This is a genomic window from Paenibacillus sp. NPDC056722, from assembly GCF_042790635.1.
Taxonomy (GTDB): domain Bacteria; phylum Bacillota; class Bacilli; order Paenibacillales; family Paenibacillaceae; genus Paenibacillus_AQ; species Paenibacillus_AQ agri.
Window position 1 is genome coordinate 79,251 of sequence record NZ_JBHTYV010000016.1, and the last position, 22,305, is coordinate 101,555.

The 22,305-nt window shown below is 46.6% G+C and carries 18 protein-coding genes; 1 reads left to right on the forward strand and 17 read right to left on the reverse strand.

Annotation, left to right across the window (positions count from 1 at the left end):
• The 7 genes from ACFRAM_RS25855 to ACFRAM_RS25885 form a co-directional block, all read right to left on the reverse strand.
• On the reverse strand, positions 1-438 hold the full coding sequence (locus ACFRAM_RS25855) for a MarR family winged helix-turn-helix transcriptional regulator (protein ID WP_379469524.1): 438 nt from the start codon (positions 436-438) through the stop codon (positions 1-3).
• Between the two features lie 188 nt (positions 439-626).
• Positions 627-1,436 (reverse strand): SDR family NAD(P)-dependent oxidoreductase, encoded by an 810-nt coding sequence (locus ACFRAM_RS25860; protein WP_175372319.1) that lies wholly within the window; start codon positions 1,434-1,436, stop codon positions 627-629.
• Positions 1,437-1,513: 77 nt separating this feature from the next.
• Positions 1,514-2,614, reverse strand: a complete 1,101-nt coding sequence (locus ACFRAM_RS25865; RefSeq protein ID WP_379469526.1) for an MBL fold metallo-hydrolase — start codon at positions 2,612-2,614, stop codon at positions 1,514-1,516.
• Between the two features lie 144 nt (positions 2,615-2,758).
• Positions 2,759-3,169 (reverse strand): MerR family transcriptional regulator, encoded by a 411-nt coding sequence (locus ACFRAM_RS25870; RefSeq protein ID WP_066364721.1) that lies wholly within the window; start codon positions 3,167-3,169, stop codon positions 2,759-2,761.
• A 214-nt stretch (positions 3,170-3,383) separates the two neighbouring features.
• Positions 3,384-5,693 (reverse strand): glycoside hydrolase family 95 protein, encoded by a 2,310-nt coding sequence (locus tag ACFRAM_RS25875; RefSeq protein WP_379469529.1) that lies wholly within the window; start codon positions 5,691-5,693, stop codon positions 3,384-3,386.
• Between the two features lie 1,387 nt (positions 5,694-7,080).
• Entirely contained in the window at positions 7,081-8,208 is a 1,128-nt protein-coding gene (locus ACFRAM_RS25880; RefSeq protein ID WP_379469531.1) for an AbrB family transcriptional regulator, read from the reverse strand.
• Complete coding sequence (locus tag ACFRAM_RS25885; protein ID WP_379469533.1) at positions 8,208-8,936, reverse strand: MBL fold metallo-hydrolase; 729 nt, start codon at positions 8,934-8,936, stop codon at positions 8,208-8,210. The genes ACFRAM_RS25880 and ACFRAM_RS25885 overlap by 1 nt, the downstream gene beginning before the upstream one ends.
• A gap of 148 nt (positions 8,937-9,084) precedes the next feature.
• Here ACFRAM_RS25885 and ACFRAM_RS25890 point away from each other — a divergent pair, with 148 nt between their 5' ends.
• Entirely contained in the window at positions 9,085-9,972 is an 888-nt protein-coding gene (locus tag ACFRAM_RS25890) for a TetR/AcrR family transcriptional regulator (RefSeq protein ID WP_379469535.1), read from the forward strand.
• Positions 9,973-10,054: 82 nt separating this feature from the next.
• On the opposite strand, the gene ACFRAM_RS25895 is transcribed toward ACFRAM_RS25890, so the two are convergent.
• The 10 genes from ACFRAM_RS25895 to ACFRAM_RS25940 all read right to left on the reverse strand — a co-directional run bounded on the left by ACFRAM_RS25895 (position 10,055) and on the right by ACFRAM_RS25940 (position 22,297).
• The gene (locus ACFRAM_RS25895; protein WP_379469537.1) at positions 10,055-10,735 is read right to left on the reverse strand and encodes a TetR/AcrR family transcriptional regulator; all 681 of its coding nucleotides are present in this window, start codon (positions 10,733-10,735) and stop codon (positions 10,055-10,057) included.
• Positions 10,736-10,775: 40 nt separating this feature from the next.
• On the reverse strand, positions 10,776-11,957 hold the full coding sequence (locus ACFRAM_RS25900) for an FAD-dependent oxidoreductase (protein WP_379469539.1): 1,182 nt from the start codon (positions 11,955-11,957) through the stop codon (positions 10,776-10,778).
• 187 nt (positions 11,958-12,144) lie between these two features.
• The gene (locus ACFRAM_RS25905; RefSeq protein ID WP_379469541.1) at positions 12,145-13,572 is read right to left on the reverse strand and encodes an MDR family MFS transporter; all 1,428 of its coding nucleotides are present in this window, start codon (positions 13,570-13,572) and stop codon (positions 12,145-12,147) included.
• A 307-nt stretch (positions 13,573-13,879) separates the two neighbouring features.
• Positions 13,880-15,313 (reverse strand): aldehyde dehydrogenase family protein, encoded by a 1,434-nt coding sequence (locus ACFRAM_RS25910; RefSeq protein ID WP_379469543.1) that lies wholly within the window; start codon positions 15,311-15,313, stop codon positions 13,880-13,882.
• A 470-nt stretch (positions 15,314-15,783) separates the two neighbouring features.
• On the reverse strand, positions 15,784-16,716 hold the full coding sequence (locus tag ACFRAM_RS25915) for an ABC transporter substrate-binding protein (RefSeq protein ID WP_379469545.1): 933 nt from the start codon (positions 16,714-16,716) through the stop codon (positions 15,784-15,786).
• Between the two features lie 66 nt (positions 16,717-16,782).
• Positions 16,783-18,135: an LLM class flavin-dependent oxidoreductase gene (locus ACFRAM_RS25920; protein ID WP_379469666.1), complete on the reverse strand. Its 1,353-nt coding sequence runs from the start codon at positions 18,133-18,135 to the stop codon at positions 16,783-16,785.
• Between the two features lie 230 nt (positions 18,136-18,365).
• A complete protein-coding gene (pnuC, locus tag ACFRAM_RS25925) occupies positions 18,366-19,076 on the reverse strand; it encodes a nicotinamide riboside transporter PnuC (RefSeq protein ID WP_379469547.1) in 711 nt (236 codons plus the stop codon).
• A gap of 5 nt (positions 19,077-19,081) precedes the next feature.
• Positions 19,082-19,807, reverse strand: coding sequence for a nucleoside phosphorylase (locus ACFRAM_RS25930; protein ID WP_379469549.1), 726 nt, complete (start codon positions 19,805-19,807; stop codon positions 19,082-19,084).
• 3 nt (positions 19,808-19,810) lie between these two features.
• A complete protein-coding gene (locus tag ACFRAM_RS25935; RefSeq protein WP_379469551.1) occupies positions 19,811-20,479 on the reverse strand; it encodes a Crp/Fnr family transcriptional regulator in 669 nt (222 codons plus the stop codon).
• Between the two features lie 279 nt (positions 20,480-20,758).
• Positions 20,759-22,297, reverse strand: a complete 1,539-nt coding sequence (locus ACFRAM_RS25940) for an MFS transporter (protein WP_379469616.1) — start codon at positions 22,295-22,297, stop codon at positions 20,759-20,761.
• Between the last annotated feature and the right edge of the window lie 8 nt (positions 22,298-22,305).

Below are 22,305 nucleotides of genomic sequence, written 5' to 3' on the forward strand. Positions count from 1 at the left end.
TTATTTTCTCTCCAAACTATCTAAATTCTTCTTAATAGCTAACATAGAAGTGTGTATTTCGTTGATTTGTTTCCGTGATAAACCTTGGAATAGATTCACTAATTGTTCATCCGATTTTTTATTTATTTCGTTAAAAAGAACTAGACCTTCAGGAGATAAGCGAATGAGATTCGTTCTGACATTCGAGGCCGATGGCTCCTTAATGATCAGCCCATCTTTCTTTAGCTTTCTAATGATTCTGCTCATGTAACTTCGATCAATATTAAGGAAATCAACCAGATTATTCGCAATACATTGCTCCATCAGGCCAATTTCTATAATGACTCGTGCTTCTGTCAATGAGTAGCCTGTATCTAATACACTTTTATTTAATAGACCTAGTACGTCCGTGTAATATCTATTGAATTGACGTATATCTGCAATAACTTTATTATCCATGCTTGTCTCCTTTCTAGTGGACTCTTCTACTAACAATGTATTATTTCTAGTGGACTCTGTCAACATGAATGTAAGCGGGTAAAGGAACAGTGAGTAAGACACATTCGTTCGCTTATATATAAATACTGTGGATTCATTAATATAAAAAAAAAGAGGAGCGGATGATCATCCACTCCTCTTTCTTACTATTAATCTGCGCTTGCAGTAATGTGTTCCCACTTGTCATATTCCTCAAGCATGCCATTCAGCTGCGTACGCGCCATCACGAGGCCCATGCTACCAAGTGCCAATCTTCTCGGAGCATTGTCTGCGCCGGCAATATCGGCAACGGCTGACATCGCTTTTTCAACATCGCCGTAAGGCGCGGTCTCAGCAAGATCATTATACCAATCATACAGCGGCTGATAGTCTGGGATACTGCTTGTAATTTCCTGAGTATTGGCTTGGAAGCCTGTTTTGAATCCTGCAGGCTCTACCAGCGTGAGCTTGATGCCCAGATCCTTAACTTCCGCCGCCAGACCTTCACTTAGGCTTTCAAGCGCTGCTTTGGAGCTACAGTAGATAGACAGCGTTGGCAAGCTTTGTACGCCGCCCATCGATGAGATATTGATAATATGACCTGAGCGATTTTCCCGCATTTGGGGAAGAACGGCTTGAATGGTGGTCATTACACCGAACACATTGGTTTCATATTGCTGACGTGCTTGGTCAACAGTTACTTCTTCAAAAATACCTGCTTGCGCATATCCGGCATTATTGAGCAATACATCAATGCGTCCGTATTGACGTGTTACCGTATCTACAACCTCGCGGGTCATTTCCTGATTCGTAATATCCAGGGCCAGAACTTGTACGTTACTATATTGGTTAAATTCAGCAGCAGCTTTCGATGTATCCCGCATGGTAGCGACGACATTCCATTCACGCTTCGCGAATTGAAGCACCAATTCTTTGCCGAAGCCTGTTGATGTGCCTGTGATTAAAATGGTTTTACTCATGTGTATTCCCTCCAGATCACGAATTGAGCTTGGCTCGTGAGCTATCGTAACCCTTAAAGTTCACTTTAAGTCAAGCACTATTTTTTAATCGTCTCCCACCAGCTTGAAGAAGGATATACATTAGAACCGATAATCACCTTTTCTCCAATTTTTGGCGTAGCCAAAGCTACACCACGCTCATCCGCAGCTGCCTTCGCCCGCTCAATTGGGTCTGTCCAACTGTGCAATGCCAGAGTGAAGCCTCCCCAGTGAATAGGAACCATTACTTTGCTCTGTACATCGAGACTCGCTTGTACGGACTCTTCAGGAACCATATGAATGTTGGCCCATTTCACATCATATTGACCTGTTTCTATGAAGGCAAGATCGAACGGGCCGTATTTATCGCCAATCTCCTTGAAGTGAGGAGCATAACCACTATCCCCGCTAAAATATACATTCGATTGTTTACCTTGAATCACCCAGGAACTCCATAAAGTAGATCCCGAACGCGTGCCGCGGCCAGAGAAATGTCTTGCCGGTGTGCTAACAATGGTTAGCCCTTGGTACGACGCCTCTTCCCACCAATCGAGCTCTTGAATCTTGTCCGGATCTACGCCCCATTTCGTCAAATGTCCGGCGACCCCTAATGGAACAATAAATTGTTTGACCTTTCCTTTCAGCTTACGGATAGACGCATAGTCCAGGTGATCATAATGATCATGCGAGATCAAGACCACATCGATGTCAGGCAACTCCTCAATCTGTGCTGGAAGATCATAGCTGTATCGCTTTGGTCCTGCGAAAGAAACCGGGGAGGCATATTTACTGAACACCGGGTCCAGCAGCATCTTCACTCCACTCGTCTTCAGCAATAGGGTCGAATGACCAAACCAGATCACTTGATCCTCGGGACTTTCCGAAAATGCTTTGGCATCAAAGCGCACCGTCGGAAGATTTACCTTTGGCCGACCATCCGGGTTTCCTTTTATCGTATCGTATAGGGCTCCAGCGGTATCCTTTAAACTATAATCCATCGATGTCGGGATTTGATTACGGAACTTCCCATCGACAAAGTTAGCGGATTCATGAATCCGCTGCTGAGTGTCCGCTGAACTCTTTCCACCAAGAGGAGGATAATAATTCATGATTAAGAAAATGACTAATGCGAGTGCGAACAAGATTATTACATATTTCATCCAGTCTCTCCTGCTTTCTTATTCCGATGAACGTTATTTTTTAACAGTTCTAGTTTACATCTTAAAGTGCACTCCAAGGCAAGGCCCTTGATGACAACCAAGCCACCCTATCCTTAAGCAGAGTGACTTGTCACAATCCCACCCTTATTGGGGTGAATCTAGCTTATCAATGTACGTTAGAAAGCGTTCTTCCGGATTTCCTTTTTCGATATTGTTATACACTTCAAGCTTCTGGCTAACGGCTTCAAAGGCCTCATCCAGCACCCGCTGCTTCCGCTTAATCTCTTCCTGATGAGCTTCCAGAATGGCCCTGCGCTGTCCGATCGTTTCATCCCCCTGCAAGGCAAGGTCAACGATCTGTTTCAAATCCGCTACGCTCATGCCTGTCGCACGGAAACAAGTCATCAAGCGAATCCAGTCCAGATCTCTTTTTTCAAACATGCGGTTGCCATGATCGTCCCTGCGTATGTTGGGCAACAGCCCTTCTTTATCGTAAAATCGGATCGTATGAGCAGCGCAATTTAATTTTTCCGATGCTTCCTTAATTGTAAACAAAGTGCTCTCCTCCCAAGTCCAGTGTTCATCATTCCACTCCCTTATATATAAGCATTAAACTGAACTTTAAGTCAAATTCAGCAGGAGGCTGTCCTTTCAACAGAGTAGTTTCTAATAAAACAAGGCTGCCTCTATCGTGGAAATCCACGTATGAGACAGCCCTGCCAAGTTATTGCTATAGGAATTTCTTTTAGGAGATGTAGGAATATGCTCGCTACTGTATTCGTAGTTCGGAATCCAGGCTGTAGCTGTGTCCTGCTTCAAAATTGAACGGTAGTGTCTGTTCACCATAGCGTAACGTGGTATGCCCCGTGGCCAATGCGCGTACAGACGCTGCTACCAATCGCCCCTCCGACCATGTGACGTCTACTTCCAAGGCACCTCTTGCCCGAAGTCCGCGATATTGCCCTGAAGACCATGATGACGGGAGAGCTGGCAGCAAATGAAGTTCCCCTGCATGACTCTGTAGCAGCATGTCCGCGATCGCAGCCGTTCCCCCAAAATTGCCATCCGCCACATAGATCGGGCTTTCCGCTCCGCCAATACCAGGCTTCGAGAAGGTCAGCAGGTTATCAAAGCACAGGTTCCCAACCAAATGTGAAATCTGCTCATAGGCATTTTCTCCATCATGCAGACGGGAGTAGCAACCTGCAAAGGCAGCTACCGTAAACTCCACATCCTCATGGTTGTTGGTCGATTTACGGGCTTCCAGAGTAACCCGCGCAGCCTCACTAAGTTCAGGAGTATGCTGCGGAGTGATCCGATAAGCTGGAAATAGACTGTGTAAATGGGACAGATGACGGTGCTCAGGCTGCGCCTCAACGTAATCCTCCAACCATTCCTGTAGCTGCCCTTTCTGACCGATCTGAAGCGGCGGCAGCAATGCAATGGCTTTTTTCAAATCCGCTTGAAGCTGCTCATCCACCGCAAGCTTCTCCGCTGACTCCAGGACAAATTCGAACAGATCGCTCACCAATACCTGATCCAGCGTTGTTCCCATGGACAGATAGTGATGTACCTGCGTCCCATTGGCATGGAAAGTATTTTCCGGGGAGATCGAAGGTCCCGTAACCAGCCAGCCGTACTGCGGATGCAGGGCCATATAATCCAGGAAGAATAGAGCGGCATCTTTTAAAATAGGGTAGGCGGTTTGACTTAAGAATTGCTCGTTCAACGTATATTCGTAATGATCACGCAACTGCATGGCAATCCACAGGCCTCCTGTGACATTAAGCCCCCAGGAATTCTGCCAAGCCGGGGCTGTAAATCCCCAAGCATTGGATACCGTATGCGCAACCCAGCCGTCAGAACCATAGAAATCCCGGGCAGCTGCTTTTCCACTCTCCGCTAGCTGTTCAATGTAACGAATTAACGGCTGGTGAGACTCAGACAAATGAGTTGTTTCTGTTGGATAGTAGTTCATTTGTGTGTTGATATCAATGTGGTAATCACAGGTCCAGCCCATCCGGCAAGCCTGATCATCGTTCCAGATCCCCTGTAAATGCAGCGGCAGAGGCGAATCCTCCCTTGCGCCACAGAGGGTCAAATACCGGCCATATTGAAAAAACAACGCGAATAAGGCAGGATCCTCGCCTTTGCCCTGTGATACATTGCGGATTCTTTCGTCCGTAGGTAAAGACGTTTGTTCAGATGTCCCCAGCTCTAAGCTGGCCCGGTCATATAGACTGCTATAGTCCGCAATATGATCCAATTTAAGAGACTCATATCCCTTGGCTTTCGCAAGTAGGTTTCTTTTGTCCCCTACACTCATCCAGTCGTCTCCGGTCACACCATAGTCTGTATCTATTGCAAAATAAATAATAGCTTCCTTCGCATTCGAAACCTCAACCCATCCGGCGTCCCCTCTAATGATTCCACCCTGGGTCTCAACGTGAATGCTTCCCTGACAACGGACTCCACATTCACCATCACTATGCAGTTTCTCAAGAGCTTGCCCCTTAAAGGAGAGCCTGCCTTCGCCCTGTGGCTCGTTCCAACTCTCGAACAGATCAGTCTTGCCTTCCAAATGAATATTAAATGAAACGCCATCCGGCGATTCGCTCCACAGCTTGCAAACAATAAGTCCATCTGCATGGGAAGCAAACAGTTCGCGGTGTATTTTCGCACCCTCAATTTCATAAGTCGTCTTCGTGATTGCGTTTTCAAGATTAAGCTCACGGGTGACATTCTGTCCGCCAGCTTTAAACTTCAAAATTACATCACATACAGGCAAATTGGTGCCGAAATTCGACTTGCCCGGCTCTAGTAATTGGCTTGCTAACCGCTCGCCGCCTTCGTAATCTCCATCAAAAAAGTGCTGTCTCAGCCGTGCCAGATCATCCTTGCCAGAGGACTGGCTCGTAATAGGTTCTCTTTTTCCAGACCAATAGGTCGACTCCGTAATGTTCCAAACTTCTTGTTCTGCTCCGCCATACACGATTGCAGCTAATCTTCCATTTCCGACTGGAAAACCTTCTGACCATGAATCCGCTGGTTTGTTATACCACAATTTCTGTGTACTCATCACATATTTCCTCCAGAAGTATCTTCATTATATACAGTTGTTATATTAGTGGTTTTCTCCTGGAAAAGCTTTGTACGAAACTATTATTTTTTATCGAAAACGGAGAAATGGGTGGTGGCTGGTGAGTACGGATGGATGATTGCTGAGGACTGCAATTTGGTTGGCAGTTGATGAGTACGAGTGGATGATCGCTGGGGAGTACGTTTGGATGGCAGCTGATGGTACGTATGGATGATTGCTGAGGACTGCGTTTGGATGGCAGCTGATGAATATGTATGGATGATCGCCGGTGAATACGTTTGGGGACATGAAAATAGCCAGAGCAAAAGAAGATTTGCCCTGGCTGCTATATTTGACCCTTGGATTTAATTCAGCGGATAGAGTTAATGAACTTACTAAATAAAATGAATTCGGGATACAGACATGGATACGGACGTAGAAATAGACTCGGCTTCGTTCTGATGGATGTGGAGATAGAGTCGCGCGTAGTTCCAGTGAAAATGAGCTTTTGGCCGCAGTTATCCAGATGTCTAAAGAGGCCAAGTAGCTCTCCCCATCACGTACCCAATTAGAAGCATTTTTGTACCTTAATTTCACCATTTTGAGGCAAAATAAGGAAATAAGAGCATTATTGTATCTTAATTTTGTGAAAACACGCTATTGAGCACGATTTGGAAGAATTAACATACAAAATTGCCCTTAATCGAAGCCAGCCCCTCCGTTCCTTATAATTAAGGTACATAAATGCCTCTATTTACACTTGGGAGGTGGTTGGAGGGTAGTTGGGCGGTAAATGGGCGGTGCTCGGGGGTACTTGAGTCAATCTTGCGTTACCCTTGGCAATTTTAAGCTACTCTTGAGCACCCTTAGGTTAGTTTTGGGACACTTTTAGGCACTCTTGAGGCACCTTGAGCCACCCTTGAAAATTTAATCCACTCTTGAGCACCCTCGGGTTTGTTTGGGACACTTTTAGGCACTCTTGCGCCACACTTTGGCATCCTTAGGTCACTTTTCGAGCACCCCCGAGTTAGTTTGGGGACACTTTGTTGCTCTCTTGAGCCACCTTGAGTCGCTTTTGCGTCACCCTTGGCACCCTTGAGTCACTCTTGCGTAACCCTTGGAAACTTTTAAGCCACTTTTGAGCACCCTTGAGTTAGTTTTGGAACACTTTTAAGCACTCTTGCGTCACCATAGACTCACATATGAACCGCTTTGAGTTACCCTTTGGTCACCATAGACTCACATACGAGCCGCCTTAAGTTACCCTTAGGTCACTGTGGACCACACTCAAGTCACCATCGACCTCTCACCCCACTCTTCCTCTCCACACCTTCTCGCCACTTAGCCTCAATCCCGCTTGCCTCTCCATCTCTCTCTTTTGTTCATTTTATATAGTAGCTTTTTTCCCCTTCAGCAGCGACCGGAAAGCCAGCTTTAACACCGGCGGCACCGCAAAAAAGATAAACAAAGTCCGGAAGAGCTGATAACACGTAACTATCGACAAGTCCCCGTTCACTTCCTTGGCGATGAGGGCCATTTGGTCCATTCCGCCTGGCGATAAGCCGAGAAATGCGGTGACGATTGTGATGTCATGCATTCGTGTCAGCAGCAAGCTAAGTCCCATGGAGACCCCAATCAGCAGCACTCCGCTCAATATTGCGAGCAAGACAATTTTTGTTTTGTTCTTTAGACTCTCCAGATCCAGCAGCAGCCCAATGTAGCCCCCGATCATCAGCTGTGAAAGACTCAGTACGATGGGTGGCAGTGCATGGCCCTCATACCCGGTCAAATTAAGCAGGATCGTGCCGATCATTGGCCCAAGCAGAAAAGCCGTTGGCATCTTGATCTTCTTAGCGATGAACGCACTCCCTACGCATACTGCGGCAAAGACCAAAAGATGCGGAAATAACGCAGCAGATCCAGCAGATACGCTCGCAGCAGCAGCTACGGCATTGTGACTGCCACTGACATGAAACAATGGGCTGAAGATCAGCAGCGGCACACAGAAAATAATCATCATCAGCCGGGACACCTGCAAAAAGGTGACGACAGTGATATCAATGCCCTTCACTTCTTCGGCCAACGTAATCATCTGGCTGAGGCCTCCGGGAATGCTGCCCATGAGCACCGTTGGGAACGGAATACCGGATAATTTCGAAATTAAAAACGCGATGGCCCCGGCACATAACAACAGCAGCGCTGTGAACAGAATCATCGTCGGCAGCTGAAGTCCGATTTGCGTTAAGGTCGATAAGGTGAACGAGAGCCCCAAGGTGTAACCGATGATAATCATACCAGTATCCCGGACTTGCCCAGGCCAGTAAAAGGAGATCCCTCTAAATAATCTGGAGCCGATAACGAGGAACACCATCGAGCCGAGTAGCCATGGAATTGGCATGTGGATCAGTTGAAAAACAAATCCGCCAAGGACGGCAATGGCACATGTCATCAGAAAACGGGCCCACTTGTTCTCCTTCCATAACGCATCCCGGGCTGAATGGCCGGTACCGTCCATTACAGGTTCTCCGTTATTTTATCGATGGCCTGGTGAACATCGCCTTTAAAAATGCCTCCATGGTAGCAGATTACTGTCTCGATTGGATAAGCCTTCAACTTGCGGAGTGATTCCAGTGCCAATGGCTTATCTGGCGTAACTGTCGGATTAGGACCGATCAACTTACCATCTTCAACGTTTAATGCATCACCAGCAATAAGTGTTTTGCTCGGCTCATGGTACAAGCTGATATGTCCAGGCGTATGCCCTGGTGTATGGATTACGGTCAGTCCGCCGCCGAAAGACAGTTTCTCTCCGTCTGCCAGCAACGTGGTCACATTCTTTTCTTTTCCAGAAAAAGTAGCTTCAAAGGCAGTAGCAAGATCCTGCGGAAGAGAGGCAATTAGTCCTTCTTTACGTTCCCCGCTGAACTTAATCATCGGCTGCAGTCCATCGATATAAGGCTGGTCATCCCCGTGGGCATACACTTCTATGCCTTCACCCTTGAACTGCGGTAAGCTACCTACATGATCGATGTCTTGATGGGTTAAAATAATGGAATGAGGGGCCGCAGGGTCAATTCCCGCTTGGGTCAAAAGCTCTGTGATTTGGCCATAAGAACCAGGCATACCGGTGTCCACCAATACATAAGATTGCTCGTCACGGATCGCCACCGGGTTGATGATAAAGTCATGCTCACCCATCTTAAGAGTAAGCACTAGCATTTCAATCTGATCGTTAATTTTCATGTTGCGCCAAAGCGAATGCTCTGGCTCACCTCCTTAGGGATAAGTTCATAAAACTGACAAGTTCATTATATGACTTCGGGGTTTTTTCGTCAAATTCCTTTATTGACCACATGGAAGGGACATGTCAGAATGTGTAGGGGTGGTTAAGTTGGAACAATTCAAAAGACAACAAATTATTGAAACAGCAATGTGCATTTTTAGAGAAAAAGGATATTTCGCTGCCTCCATGCAGGATATCGCAGAAGCTTGTGGCATGGCCAAGGCCAGCATCTATAAAGTGTTTCCATCTAAAGAAGATTTATTTACTGGCGTATTTGTCGAGGTACACAGAATTCTATTCGAAGAGGCCAGGCAGCTTGATCGGAGACTTTCGCTTGAGGGGCTTCCACCAAAGGAAGTACTACGTCTTAAGATCGAGTATCAGATGCAATATATGCTTGAGAATTATTTTTTCACCAGTGAGTTTAAAGAGCTCCCCATCACAAGCAATGACAACTTTCTAGTGGAATGGAGAAAAAAACGTGCCTCACTGGTGACCCTGCACCAGGATTGCTTTTACGAAGCCTATGGTGAGCCCATCGTCCCTTATCTCGGGGATGTTGTCACCATCTTCCGCGGCATGATCAAAGAATATTTGTCACATGCAGTTCAAGCCGTGATCGCTGTTCCTATGGCTGAATTGGCCGGCTTCTTCGTCGATCGGCTGGATGCAGTTATCGGCGATTTAATCGCTAGCAAGCCTGAACCTGTGCTTAAGGTATCGAGTGCCTTTTTCAACGAAATTAATCCAATGGATGACGACAGCCGGCAGGCCAACCTGGATGAATTTCTGAACTTTTTTGCCGATAAGATCCGCGAGCTACCACAACGAGAGCGTATACAGAATGAACTGCTGGAGGTCATCGAACTGCTGAAGACCGAGTTAGGACTACCTAAGCCTAATGGTACTCTTCTGCGGGTATACATCACCTTCTTGGATTCGGTCAGTGAGTTAGCACCTTATGTAAGACAGCTCAGTCTCATGCTGAACCGTTAGACAAGTTAACAAGACAAATCAAAAAGAAAAGCAACCGAAATCAATCAGTTGCTTTTCCTTGTTTGAATATGATTACTTCTTCTTAATTTTTGTCCAGCTTAATTCCCTGTAACATCACTTCAAGTCCCCAATGGAACCGCTCCATGACGACCGCGCCTCCCGAGAACAATTCCTCAGTCAGACTGTGAATGAACGGAAAACGAACAGGGTCTGCTTTTTTAAAGGTTTCTTTGACTTCCGACATCTCCACAGTGCCATGTTTCCTCCAGGAATGCTTCTCGAAGGCTGTAGATGTGACGTATAACAGCAGCAGATCCACTCCCCAGGCTGCCGCCGCCGATTTGGCTCCACCTTCATGCAGCGCGGTAAGGAGGTATTCGACCAACTCAAGGTATTTGTCTCCCCGCGGCATCGTGGACAGTGAGATTTCAGAGAGACCTGGTTGCTCGATTAATAGAAGGAAATACGCAGTAAGGGCTCCGAACAATCTTTCCTTCCATGAACCCTGCTTGGAATCAGGCAGCACTAATTCACCAAGTCCGTAATCCAGAACATAAGAGCTTAAATCCTCCAGATTATTAACGTACACATACAATGAAGAAGGGCCTGTATCCAATGCTTTTGCTACTTTACGCATGCTCATCCCTGCCATCCCTTGCTCTTTGAGAAGTCCATAGGCGGTTTTAACGATGAGCTCACGGCTTAACGGCTCTTTGGCCGGACGGTCACGACGACTTACAATAATTCGATTAGAATTCTTCATAGTCTCTTTATAATATAGCATAGTCAGAAATTCAACATGTTTATTGACCTTCGAATTGCTCTTGGAAGGACTGCATTAATTCAGCCATCTTGGCAGCGGCATTGTCTGAGAACGTAAGCTGCAGGCTGTAATCCGATTCCTGAGCTTTGACGGATGAGAATGCATACATTTTTTCCTCGTACTCCAGGATTGCCTTGGCATAATCATTACGATTCCGGGCAATGGCAAGTGCTAGCTCCAAGGCATCGTACATTGCCATATTCACCCCTTCACCCGCGAATGGCGACATGACATGGGCAGCATCTCCGATCAAGGTTACTCCCGAATTGTAATTCCACTTGAACCCGATAGGAAGCATGTAGATCCGTCTAGTCAAAATAGCATCTTCAGCGTAACGGATATAGTCTTTTAGCTGCTCATCCCAATCACTGAATAGATCCAATAACCGCTTCTTAGCTTCTTTAGGTTGGTCGAACGGAATACCACTCGTCTCTAGCCAATCTCTTTCCACTCTAAGACTAGCGTATACCTTAATTCGTCCATCTCCGTTCAGCTGACCAAGAATACCTTTATGATCGTCCAGCGCAAACATTTTACCATGCTTATTAAACGCCGCTAATTCCGGGTGATTCTGGGCTGCATTCAGGATGTTCAGCTCAATCATAGTCAGACCAGAGTACTCAACATCGGCATCCGTGAGCAATGGACGTACACGTGAAAAGGCTCCATCCGCACCAATCAAGAGGTCAACCGTATCCACAGTACCATTTTCAAAATGAAGCTCGGTCATGCCGTTCTCTAACGAAACCGCCTTTACGAGTTTATATCCATATTTGATCGTACCTTGATCAAGATCCCGTAACAGCAAATCGCACAGCACGCCGCGGTCAATCTCGGGACGAGTCCCTGCTCCGCCTGATTCTGAATCTGAATCTTCTTCGACATAAATTTTCGCGTTTTTATCAACTACCCGGAAATCTTCTTCCTCAAAGCGGGCAATACGTTGGAACTCCTCAAAAAGCCCAGCTTCTTTAAGTGCTCTTTGACCGGATTCTTCGTGAATATCCAAGGTACCGCCTCTTTCATGACTAGTGTCATGGAGCTCCCGCTCATAAACAACGGACTGTATGCCTTGGCGCTGCAAGATTAGGGCAAGTGTCAATCCCCCTGGTCCCGCTCCGATAATCCCAATTCGCTTTTGTTCTTTAGATACTGTTGTCATTGTAATGCAACTCCTTCATGTAAGTTATATAAGACGAACTCCAGATTAAAACTTAAGGCTGTTCTTTTCTTCTATTCGTCTTCTTGTGGAATAAAAAGATTTAAAGCAGCTAACGAACACCATCCCTAAAGAACACTGTTCGTTAGTAACAAAAAAATAATGTGTTCCTCCTACATTCGCCAGCTTGTTAGCGTGTCTTTTTAGGAGGAGCCGACGATTTTTTAAGAAAGAACGTCAACACTAAAGCAATGAGCGCAAAGGAAAGTGTGATCCAGAATGTGTGACCGAATGCTTGTCCTAATTGCTCCAAAGTGTGCTGTGCTGGTAAGCTCCTGATTTGATTAGACAGGTACGCGGCTGTAATCGTGATCCCAAAGGAAGACATGATCTGCTGCGCGGAAGTCGTAATAGGAGTCACGCGGTTTACAAGCTCGATTGGAGCTGATTTAAGCACATGCGTATTCAGCTGCATCATGGTTAACCCCTGACCAAGTCCCACGAAAGCAAAACTACTCATAATGTAAAATGCACTGGTACTCGTAGTAATATGCGTTAAGGCGAAAAGTGCACCCGCTAAAGATAAAATACCAACGAAGGCAATCGGGCGAACCCCGTACCGGTCGAATAGCTTCCCGCCCACATTAATCCCGATCGTTGACATAATCGCTTGAGGAATAACGTACAATCCGGCCTCTAGTGGAGAGAGTCCCTTAGCCTGTTGCAGATATAACGTAAACAGCAGGATGCTTCCGAATAATGCCATTTGGTTCATCCAGGCCAGAATGATGCCATGCGTGAATGTCTTCGAACGGAACACTCTTAGCTCAAGCAGGGGATGCTTCTGTTTAAGCTCATTCCAAATGAATAGTAACAAGGTAACAACGCCCAGTCCCAGCGAGCCCAAGGTCCATTCGTCAAGCCAGCCCTTCTCCCCGGCTTGGTGCACACTGAATACTAAAGAAGCAAAAGCAGTGGGGGCCAAAATTGCTCCTAGGACATCCAGCTTCATTTCTTTGCCTGGCTTTGAAGCCGGTAAGTAACGCCATGCCATCCAGAAAGCAATGATTCCGACAGGCAGATTAATAAGGAATATCCAGTGCCAGTTAATAAATTCGATTAACCAGCCGGACAATATCGGTCCGAAAATCGGAGCGAGCAGCATAGGAATACCGAGGATCCCCATCACGGAACCGCGCTTATCTGGAGGCGATACCTTGAACACCATGGCAATACCGATTGGCGAGACCATTCCGCCGCCTAGCGCTTGAAAGATGCGATAAATTATCAGCTGCTCTGGTGTTTGGGCCAGTGCACAAAGCATTGATGCAATAACAAATAATACGATGCTTGCAAGAAACATACGCTTAGGTGTGAAGCGATCCGAAAACCACCCTGCGAGTGGAATGACCGCCGAGAGCGCCAACGTATACGCTGTAATCACCCATTGAATCGTACCGAGATTGGAATGAAAGGTGTCCACTAATTTAGGAACAGCTACATTCATGATTGTACTGTCCAAAATAATTAGAAACATTCCCATTGCCACTGCAAGCAGAATCGGCAGGATCTTCTTCATTGAGAATTCGGATGGAGCACCTTGAGCTTGTGTGTTCAAAAGAAGAACCACCTCTTTTCTTTATCATAGTCATCATCAACTTGAAATTTCGTGTTCTTATCCAGGACCAATCGTAGTAGCGCACCGACCTCCTTTTATTCTCGTTCATCTTGTTTACACATTATTTATACCATAACGAACAGTGTTCGTAAAGTACATTGTTCGTTAAATTTTAAAATAAAAATAACTTTACACTGAAAACCCGTGACAGCTCCAACATAAGCACTTTTCCCGGGTTGAAATTAAAAAGCACAAGAAGCTAATCCTTCTTGTGCTTTTACTCTTCGTTAGTTGTATATCAACTGATCTACGAAATCACTGCATCGTATCCCAGAATCGACTTAGGCTCCAAGTACTCCTCGATACCGTAGGTGCCGTGATCCCTGCCTATACCGGAATTTTTGAACCCGCCAAAAGGTGCTTTCGGCTCGTCATGCAAGCCATTGACGGAAACCCGTCCAGCCACAATCTGATCAGCCACGTGATTGCCCCGCTCCTTGCTGCCAGAAAAGACGAATGCTTGCAGGCCATACGCTGTATCGTTTGCGATATCTATCGCTTCCTCTTCTGTCTTATAGGTAATAATGGACAACACCGGACCAAATACTTCTTCCTGGGCGATTGTCATATCATTAGTTACATTAGAGAACACCGTTGGTTTCACATAGTAGCCTGCTGCCAGCCCTTCAGGACTGCCTGCGCCTCCAGCAACCACTTCAGCTCCGTCTTCAATCGCCCGATTAATATAATACTGCACCCGATCATACTGCTTCTGGTTCACCATGGGTCCAATAACTGAAGCATCATTCCAGAGATCTCCGACTTTTAGGCCATCAATGGTGGCAGCCATCAAGGACTTTACCTCCTCCAAACGTGACTCTGGAACAAGCACTCTTGTACCCGCCAGACATGCCTGGCCGCTATTGATGAATCCGGCACTTACTGCAAGTGGAACTGCTTTGGTGAAGTCAGCATCCTCTAAAATAACAGTTGGAGATTTGCCGCCAAGCTCAAGTGTAACCCGTTTAAGATTGGCAGCGGCAACTTCCGCAATCCGTTTCCCAATTTGAGTAGAACCTGTAAACGTTATGCCTGTGACATCCGGATTGCGGGTTAGTTCTTCCCCTACTACTTCTCCCTTGCCATTAACGATATTGATAACACCTTGGGGGATGTTGGCAGCATGTATGGCTTCAATAAATATTTCTGTTTGTGCCGCACTGAACTCGCTTGGCTTAACAACTATAGTACAGCCTGCTGCCAGTACCGGCGCTATTTTGTTCGCCATATGCGTTGCATTTGCATTCCATGGCGTGATGGCTCCAACGACACCGACAGGTTTCATGTGAACTTTTGCCGAGCCAGCCGTCCGTATAAATGAATACGATTCGAGACTTTCCTTTGTATGCAAAAATGCATTTACAGCGATATGAGTTAACATTCTGGCCACCGAAATCGGAGCACCATATTCCTTAACGGTTGCCTCCGTTAACCGGTCGGACCGTTCCAGAAGGGCTTGGTGCAGCCTTAACAGAAATTCGGACCGTTCCTCAACACTTGTCTTCGAAAATGTTTTGAATGCAGTTTTGGCTGCCGCAATGGCATTTCGAGTATCCTCAACATCCCCTAATACGACTTTGCCGGTGATTTGCCTATTCGCAGGGTTGATAAGCTCCATCACTTCTGTACCCGATGGTGTAACATATTGCCCATTAATATAAATCTTATCGTACAAGTTCATTGTCATGCCTCCCATTTCGCAGTTTGTACAAACTTTAGAAAAGTAATCAGGATAACTTAAAGATTCTCATTACATGTTGATCTTGAAGCACAATTCATATACTACATCTTAAAGTTCACTTTAAGTCAAATCGAAGAGAGTATATAAGACAAACTCAATCTCCAAACGTAAGGCTGGGTCGTCACTACGGTGGAATGTTTGGACTTCCGGTCGCTGTTGTGTCCAGATTTCCTCTTTTTAACCGCTTCTAGCGGTTGAAATCTGGACACAAAGGCGAGCGCTGCGCTCCTACAGTTCCAAACTTCCCCCTTCGTTCCTCCTCGCTTTTCGTTATTTTCTTTTGTTTATCTTATATAGCAGTAAAATCAAAGAGCAGGGGAAGCTATCCCCCTGCTCTTCAAGACATATCATATTTAGAACTGATTCCACGAGTTCGAAAGAGATTTTGCAATGCCATTACCGCAATGCCTTTACCCTTTCAACAAGCCATTAAGGATCAGCCATTCCTTCGCTACTTCAATCGGAGCCCGTTGCTTATTCTCTACCTCGCCATTGAGCCGTTGCATTTCTTTATCCGTGAGTTTTCCTGCCATTGAATTCAGAACCTGCTCCAGCTCCGGATGCTTTTTCAGCACTTCATCGCGGACAACCGGGATGGCAAAATACGGCACGTACACATGCTTATCATCCTCAAGCACCGCAATCGGTCTCACCAGAACCTGGGCAGAGGTTGTTTGCACCATCGCTACATCAATCACTCCCTGATCTATAGCCTGATACGCCAAGCCCCCTGCTATCGTTTTGATCTCTTTAAATTGAGGTTTGTAGTTCTCTAAAACCGGCGGCCAGAGATCCGGACGGTTCATAAACTCTTCACTTGCTCCAAAGACCAGCTCTGAGGATTTCGCCGCAATATCCGATCCTGTCTTGAGGCCCAGCTTCTCTGCGATTTCCTTACGGACTCCGAATGCATAGGAATTAGTGAAGCCTAATGGATCCAGCACCGTAATCTGATTCTTCTCCTTCAATTCCTTCTTCACCTTGTCATAGACCACTTGCGGATCATATTCAGGCTTGTCCTTCAAAATATTAATGAGTGCCGTTCCTGTATACTCCACATAAGTGTCTACTTCATTCCCCTTTAAGGCTGTCCATAGCAGATTGTTATCGAGCTTCTTGACGATCGCCTTCAGATCAGTCTTATCTTCAATAAGCAGCTTTAAGGCATTTGCCAAAATATCGGACTCCGCAAACCCTTTGGTCGCGATCTGAATCGTGTCCGCACCTGCACCCCCTGCTTTGGAGCAGCCTGAAATCCCAATCGTCAGCACTATTGCTGCTGTTATGGCTAGGAAGGCTCTCCTGCTCTTCCCCCACTGTTTAAAAAGTTGATTTTTTTTCATACTCCTATCCCCTCTCCATTAGTCTTCCGTTTAGTAATAAAAGTCTTTTATTGTTACCACGCAGTGCTATGAATGAGCCAAATGATCTGCGCGGACAGAAACATAACGGTTATCGGGACGCTTCAGTCCAAGATTGTCACGTAACGTCCCCCCTGTATATTCGGTACGGAACACTCCTCTGCGCTGCAGTTCGGGAACAACCAGATTCACAAAATCATCCAATCCGCCAGGCAGGTGAGAGAACTGAATATTAAACCCATCCGCTGCCCCCTTCAGGAACCATTCCTCCAGGAAATCAGCGATCTGCTCCGGTGTTCCAGCCAGTCCGCGTCTGTTGGTCGACCGCTGGTACAGCTGACGAAGCGTCAGTTGTTCCTTGTCCATCATCTCCAGGATACGCTCCAGTGCACTTTTACTCTGATTGAATTGACTGAGATCCGGCCGGAATGGCAGCGGCTCATCTAGTGGATAGGACGAAATATCCTGTCCGAGATAATGGGAGAGCAGATCCAGACCAAGCTGCTCTGGCAGCAAACTTTCAATCGCAGCAAGCTTCTCCTTGGCTTCCTCTTCTGTCTTGCCGATAATGGGCATGATGCCTGGTATGATTTTCAATTCGTCACGGCTTCTGCCGTACTTGGCCATTCGCCCTTTGATATCTTCATAGAGCTGTTGACCGACCAGTAATCCCTCAGCATCGAAGGAGTGAATCGGAGCAAAGACGACCTCCGCCTTCTCGGCAGCTACCTCCTTGCCCGACTCCGAAGCGCCTGCCTGAGCCAGTACCGGATAACCTTGCGGGGGTCGCGTCACATTAAGCGGACCCTGCACTTGGAAATGGGTCCCCTTGTGCTGGATATTATGCAGCTTATCCTTATCCGCGAAATACCCGCTCTCTTTGTCCAGGAGCAGGGCATCATCTTCCCAGCTGTCCCATAGCCCTTGTGTCACATCCACGAATTCTACGGCTCGTTCGTAACGTTTACTATGCTCCAAATGCTGATCCCGGCTGAAATTGCGCGCCTCCTCATCCGCTTGCGAGGTGACAATATTCCAGGCCGCCCGCCCATTGCTGAGATGATCGAGCGTCGCCAATTTCCTGGCGATATGATACGGCTCATTGTAGGTGGTGGAGACTGTCGCAGCCAGCCCGATATGCTCCGTAACTACAGCCAGCGCCGAGAGCAAGGTGAAAGGTTCTGGACGAATGCTGTTGGCATGACTGATGCCCGTTTCGAAGCGATCCCACACATACAGCTCATCCGCGTAGAAGAACATGTCGAATTTGCCACGCTCTGCGGTCTGAAGGATTTGTTTATAGTAGTTGAAATCAAGTAGCCCTTTCGCATCCACTTCAGGATGCCGCCAGCTGGAAATATGTCCTCCTGACGGAAAAAACATCATTGCCCCAAGTACCATTTGCTTTTGTTTTCTCTGTTCACTCACTCCATTTTCCTCCCTCCAAATTTGCAAAAAAAGAGGCCTCATGTCCCTCTCGGAACATAAGACCTCCATCTGTACGGTGGGTCCACATTATTAAAATACAATAACCGAAAATTACTAATTAATAATTTTAACTAATGATATTACTGTGAATGAGTGTTTGTCAATCATTTTATACAATTCTCATCGGAATTAAATGTTTTAGCTTATTTCAGGTTCTGTTCATACGATTTCCAGACTTTATTGGCATAAATACTGTTGAACAACAGTGCCGCTTGCAGTGCGACTTGAGATAAACATCCGCCCACTGTACCAACATCGGTATGGCCAGTCGCCACTTGATAGGTTAGAACAGCCCAATAGGCCAAGTTAGCAATGTTGACGATAATCCAGAGTGACCAGTTTTCTTTGTATTTACAGATATATAGTACCTGTGCAATAAACGAAATCACGAGATTAATACTATCGAAATACGGCAATTGACCGCCAGTTCTTGCTAATACAAACCAGCCTACTGCCCAGGCAACAAATGCAGCAAGGAAAATGAGCCGTTTCATTTTTGGGCTAATCGTATTTACGGCTTCATCATTCCCCCATAAAAACCAACCGATCGGCTGGGAGATCACATAGAAAATATTCATGACGAATGCGCCATAAGCGTGGCTCTGCCAAGCAATCATGGTCATGGCTATACATTGGACCAAGCCGAAGGCAAAGGTTAATTTTTTACCCTTCATCCCAAATACAAGACAAATGACACCAGCCACACCACTAACCATACCAATAATGGAATCGGGTGCAATCACATACGCAACCACCTGTAACAGGATTAGAACAATCGCATAGGTCACCTCAAATTTCTTCCATCCGGTAAAGAATTGATTATACAACCATGATTGTTGTTGTGTATTTTCCATGACGCTCAATCCTCCTGCTCAGTTAAAATTGTTAATGCCAATTGAATTGATGCTCGTTCTCCTTGTGTCACTATGTTTTCTCCTGAGACCAAATGATTGACTCCGGTAGACAGATCGGCACGATATAACACAACATTATTTAAAATCGACAAGGCTTTCATTTTACGCAATGTTCCCAATACAAAGATAATACTGGTCTCCATATCACCGCCTAATACACCATACTGAGACCATTCTTGTTCAATCGCCTCATTGCTATCCATATAGAAACCATCATGTGCTCTGGTGATACCGAAATAGCCTTCTGGATAATGCTTTTTGGCTAGCTGCAACAAGTCTGCATCTGGAATAGCTGGATAAATGGGCGGAACATATTTGCTGGATAAACCATCATCTCGAACAGTACCTGTAGCAATAATTAATGCCCCTAGGGGAATGCTTTTCTGCATCGCGCCGCAGCTTCCTACTCTGATGACCGTGGTAATCCCTATATTGTGCAGTTCCTCCATGGCGATAGCTGCAGACGGGGCCCCAATCCCTGTAGAAATAACTAATATCTCTTCGCCTCGATAACTGCCCTTGATCGATTTAAATTCTCTATTGTATGCCAGGAGTTGTACGTTATCCATCAGTGCGCCAACTTTATCTACTCTGGCCGGATCGCCAACCAAAATGGCTTTTTGTACGTTAATCGAGCTGTCTAATTGAATATGCGCTTGTTTCTCTGTCATCGTTCATCTCTTCCTTTCAGGGTCAATCCATAGTTTCTCACGATCTACAATCTCTATCTCATCACCGCTTATGACGATGCTCCCCTCCACTTCAAGCTGGTTTAAGACACGATAGACGCTTCTGTTGGTTGAGGAGACCGAATCTAAAATGACCTTCTTCTGGATCATCGTTGATTTCTGCCCGTTACTTTCCTCTATAAGCGATGAAATGATTTGTGATCGCACGCTGTCTAAGCTGTATTTTATCGTTCGATTGGTAAGCTTATACATTTGTTCGCATAAAGAAGCCATCACGATCTGATTGAAGTTAGCATCTTTTGAGAGCCAATATAAAAATGCCTTATCAGGTATTTTTATTAAAGTTACTTCACTGATACTCACTATTGATGCGCTATATGGTTTATGGATCATAGCTTCTTGCTCACCAATAAAATTACCGCATGAATAGATATCTAACGTCACCTGTTTAGCGCTTTCATTCATAACATAGACTTTGACGTTTCCGCTTACGACAATGTAGACGAAGGCATGCATCTCCCCTTGTGGTAAATAAAACTTGTTCTTCTTGAACGTCTGAATCTCCATTTCACGCAAAACTTCAAAGGGACAATCTTTTAAAATCGTATGCATCCTAGGGATATTGCAAGCGATTGCATCGATGTCTGTAAGCATCTTTTTCTAATCTCCTTGGGTTATATTTTCTCAAACACAAAGCATAAAAGCTACGACAAAGGACTTTATCTGCATTCATTTCTGTCTTATTTTTAATATGAATTGCGACATTTTTCAAACCTGAAAAAATCGGTTCCATTATTCCCCAAAGACCGGCTTACTAACCAAGCTTTCCCTGAACTTTTTGCTCCCATACAACTGCACCATTTGCTGTGAACCAATAAAAAAAGCCGATTGAACAGTGTCCAATCAGCGTTGAAAGCTTTATACTCATCGAAATTAGCCCACCGATGCTATGTCTACTCGTGACTCCTCGGCAGTCGTGTCCGTGAATCGGCTGCGGCCCGTCCACCACGCCGCCACAAGACCGAGCGTTGCTGCGGCTGCCAGAAACCAGAAGCCTGCATGCACGGCTGCGGCCAGTGCCTCCTTTGTAGCGGCGGCACTCTGCCCATTCGCACTAGCCCCCTCTAGCAGCCGCTGGATCTGCTGATCAGCGCTACCTTCACCCGCTGCTCCTGCGGGAAGCTCGCGGACAAGCCGCATGTTGATGACAGCCGCCATAACGGCCGTACCAAACACACCGCCGACGGAGCGAAAGAAGCCTACAGATGAAGTCGCGACCCCTTTGATCCGCTCGTCAGCACTGAAGGTGACAGCCATCTGCCCGACCGTCATCATGATGCCGACGCCAACACCGATCAGAATCATCAGGAACCGGATATGCCACGCGCCGATGTTCAGGCTAGCCGCAGTCATCCCAAGCAGCCCCCCGGCGCTGATCAACATAGCGACGAAGATGCAGACGCGCCAGCTCCACCATTTGATGAGCGAACTGCTTACTGCCGCCCCTACCATAACGGAAAACATGAACGGCGTCAGAACGCCTCCGGTGTCCGAGGCGTCACCGCCCAGACTACCTTGGACGAAAAGCGGAATGTATATGAGCGACCCGTACATAATCGCACCCTGCAGGAAAGTCGCTGCCAGCGTCCCGCCAATGGCCCGGTTACGGAACATAACCAGGGGTAAGATCGGCTCTGGTGAGACGACCTCAACCCGCAGGAACGCCACCAAACAGATCAGCCCTAAGCCGAGCAAACCGGCCACCTGCCAGGACATCCAGCCTTCGCCTTCGCCTCCGAGCTTGAGACCTAGCAGGATGGAGAAGGTGGATACGGCGAGCAGTAAGGCTCCGCTCTTATCTACGCTCGGCTTGACATCCGACTTGGGGGTTACCGGCAGCAGCCGGCCCATCGCCACGAAAACCAGTATGCCGAGCGGTATGTTCATATAAAAATTGTAACGCCAGTCCAAGTGCTCCGTGATCCAGGCGCCGAGCGCCGGTCCACTTACGGAAGACACCGCGAATACGCCCATATATAGCGTCTGATAGATACCTGCACGTTCCTTTGGCATGTTCGTGAACACCAGTGTGTAGGTGACAGGGATAAGGAAGCCTGCACCCAAGCCCTGGACCGCCCGATAAAAGATCAGCTGCGGCATACTCTGAGCAATCCCGCACAGCGCTGATCCGAGGATGAAGACAACAAGGCCTAACATATAAAACCGTTTGCGACCATACAAATCCGACAACTTGCCTGCGATTGGCATCATCATTGTAGAGGTTAGCATATAAATCGTAAACACCCAGGACATCAGCGGTAGTCCGTGTAGCTCCTTCACGATCGTGGGAAGGGCTGTCGAGACAATCGTCTGATCAAGTTGCGTCAAAAAGATGCTGACGAATAAGCCGGCCATCGTCCAGTTGAGTCTTGATTTGCCGGGCAGGGCAGCCTTCATCTGCATCGTCTGCATCGTCGTTC

Excerpts from the sequence above, each read along its gene's own strand:
- ACFRAM_RS25885 (WP_379469533.1), bottom strand. The coding sequence starts at position 8,936 with ATGAAAATTAACGATCAGATTGAAATGCTAGTGCTTACTCTTAAGATG.
- ACFRAM_RS25910 (WP_379469543.1), bottom strand. The coding sequence starts at position 15,313 with ATGAACTTGTACGATAAGATTTATATTAATGGGCAATATGTTACACCA.
- pnuC (WP_379469547.1), bottom strand. The coding sequence starts at position 19,076 with ATGGAAAATACACAACAACAATCATGGTTGTATAATCAATTCTTTACC.
- ACFRAM_RS25860 (WP_175372319.1), bottom strand. The coding sequence starts at position 1,436 with ATGAGTAAAACCATTTTAATCACAGGCACATCAACAGGCTTCGGCAAA.
- ACFRAM_RS25940 (WP_379469616.1), bottom strand. The coding sequence starts at position 22,297 with ATGCAGACGATGCAGATGAAGGCTGCCCTGCCCGGCAAATCAAGACTC.
- ACFRAM_RS25855 (WP_379469524.1), bottom strand. The coding sequence starts at position 438 with ATGGATAATAAAGTTATTGCAGATATACGTCAATTCAATAGATATTAC.
- ACFRAM_RS25900 (WP_379469539.1), bottom strand. The coding sequence starts at position 11,957 with ATGACAACAGTATCTAAAGAACAAAAGCGAATTGGGATTATCGGAGCG.
- ACFRAM_RS25920 (WP_379469666.1), bottom strand. The coding sequence starts at position 18,135 with ATGGTACTTGGGGCAATGATGTTTTTTCCGTCAGGAGGACATATTTCC.
- ACFRAM_RS25895 (WP_379469537.1), bottom strand. The coding sequence starts at position 10,735 with ATGAAGAATTCTAATCGAATTATTGTAAGTCGTCGTGACCGTCCGGCC.
- ACFRAM_RS25865 (WP_379469526.1), bottom strand. The coding sequence starts at position 2,614 with ATGAAATATGTAATAATCTTGTTCGCACTCGCATTAGTCATTTTCTTA.
- ACFRAM_RS25880 (WP_379469531.1), bottom strand. The coding sequence starts at position 8,208 with ATGGACGGTACCGGCCATTCAGCCCGGGATGCGTTATGGAAGGAGAAC.
- ACFRAM_RS25935 (WP_379469551.1), bottom strand. The coding sequence starts at position 20,479 with ATGCTTACAGACATCGATGCAATCGCTTGCAATATCCCTAGGATGCAT.
- ACFRAM_RS25930 (WP_379469549.1), bottom strand. The coding sequence starts at position 19,807 with ATGACAGAGAAACAAGCGCATATTCAATTAGACAGCTCGATTAACGTA.
- ACFRAM_RS25915 (WP_379469545.1), bottom strand. The coding sequence starts at position 16,716 with ATGAAAAAAAATCAACTTTTTAAACAGTGGGGGAAGAGCAGGAGAGCC.
- ACFRAM_RS25875 (WP_379469529.1), bottom strand. The coding sequence starts at position 5,693 with ATGAGTACACAGAAATTGTGGTATAACAAACCAGCGGATTCATGGTCA.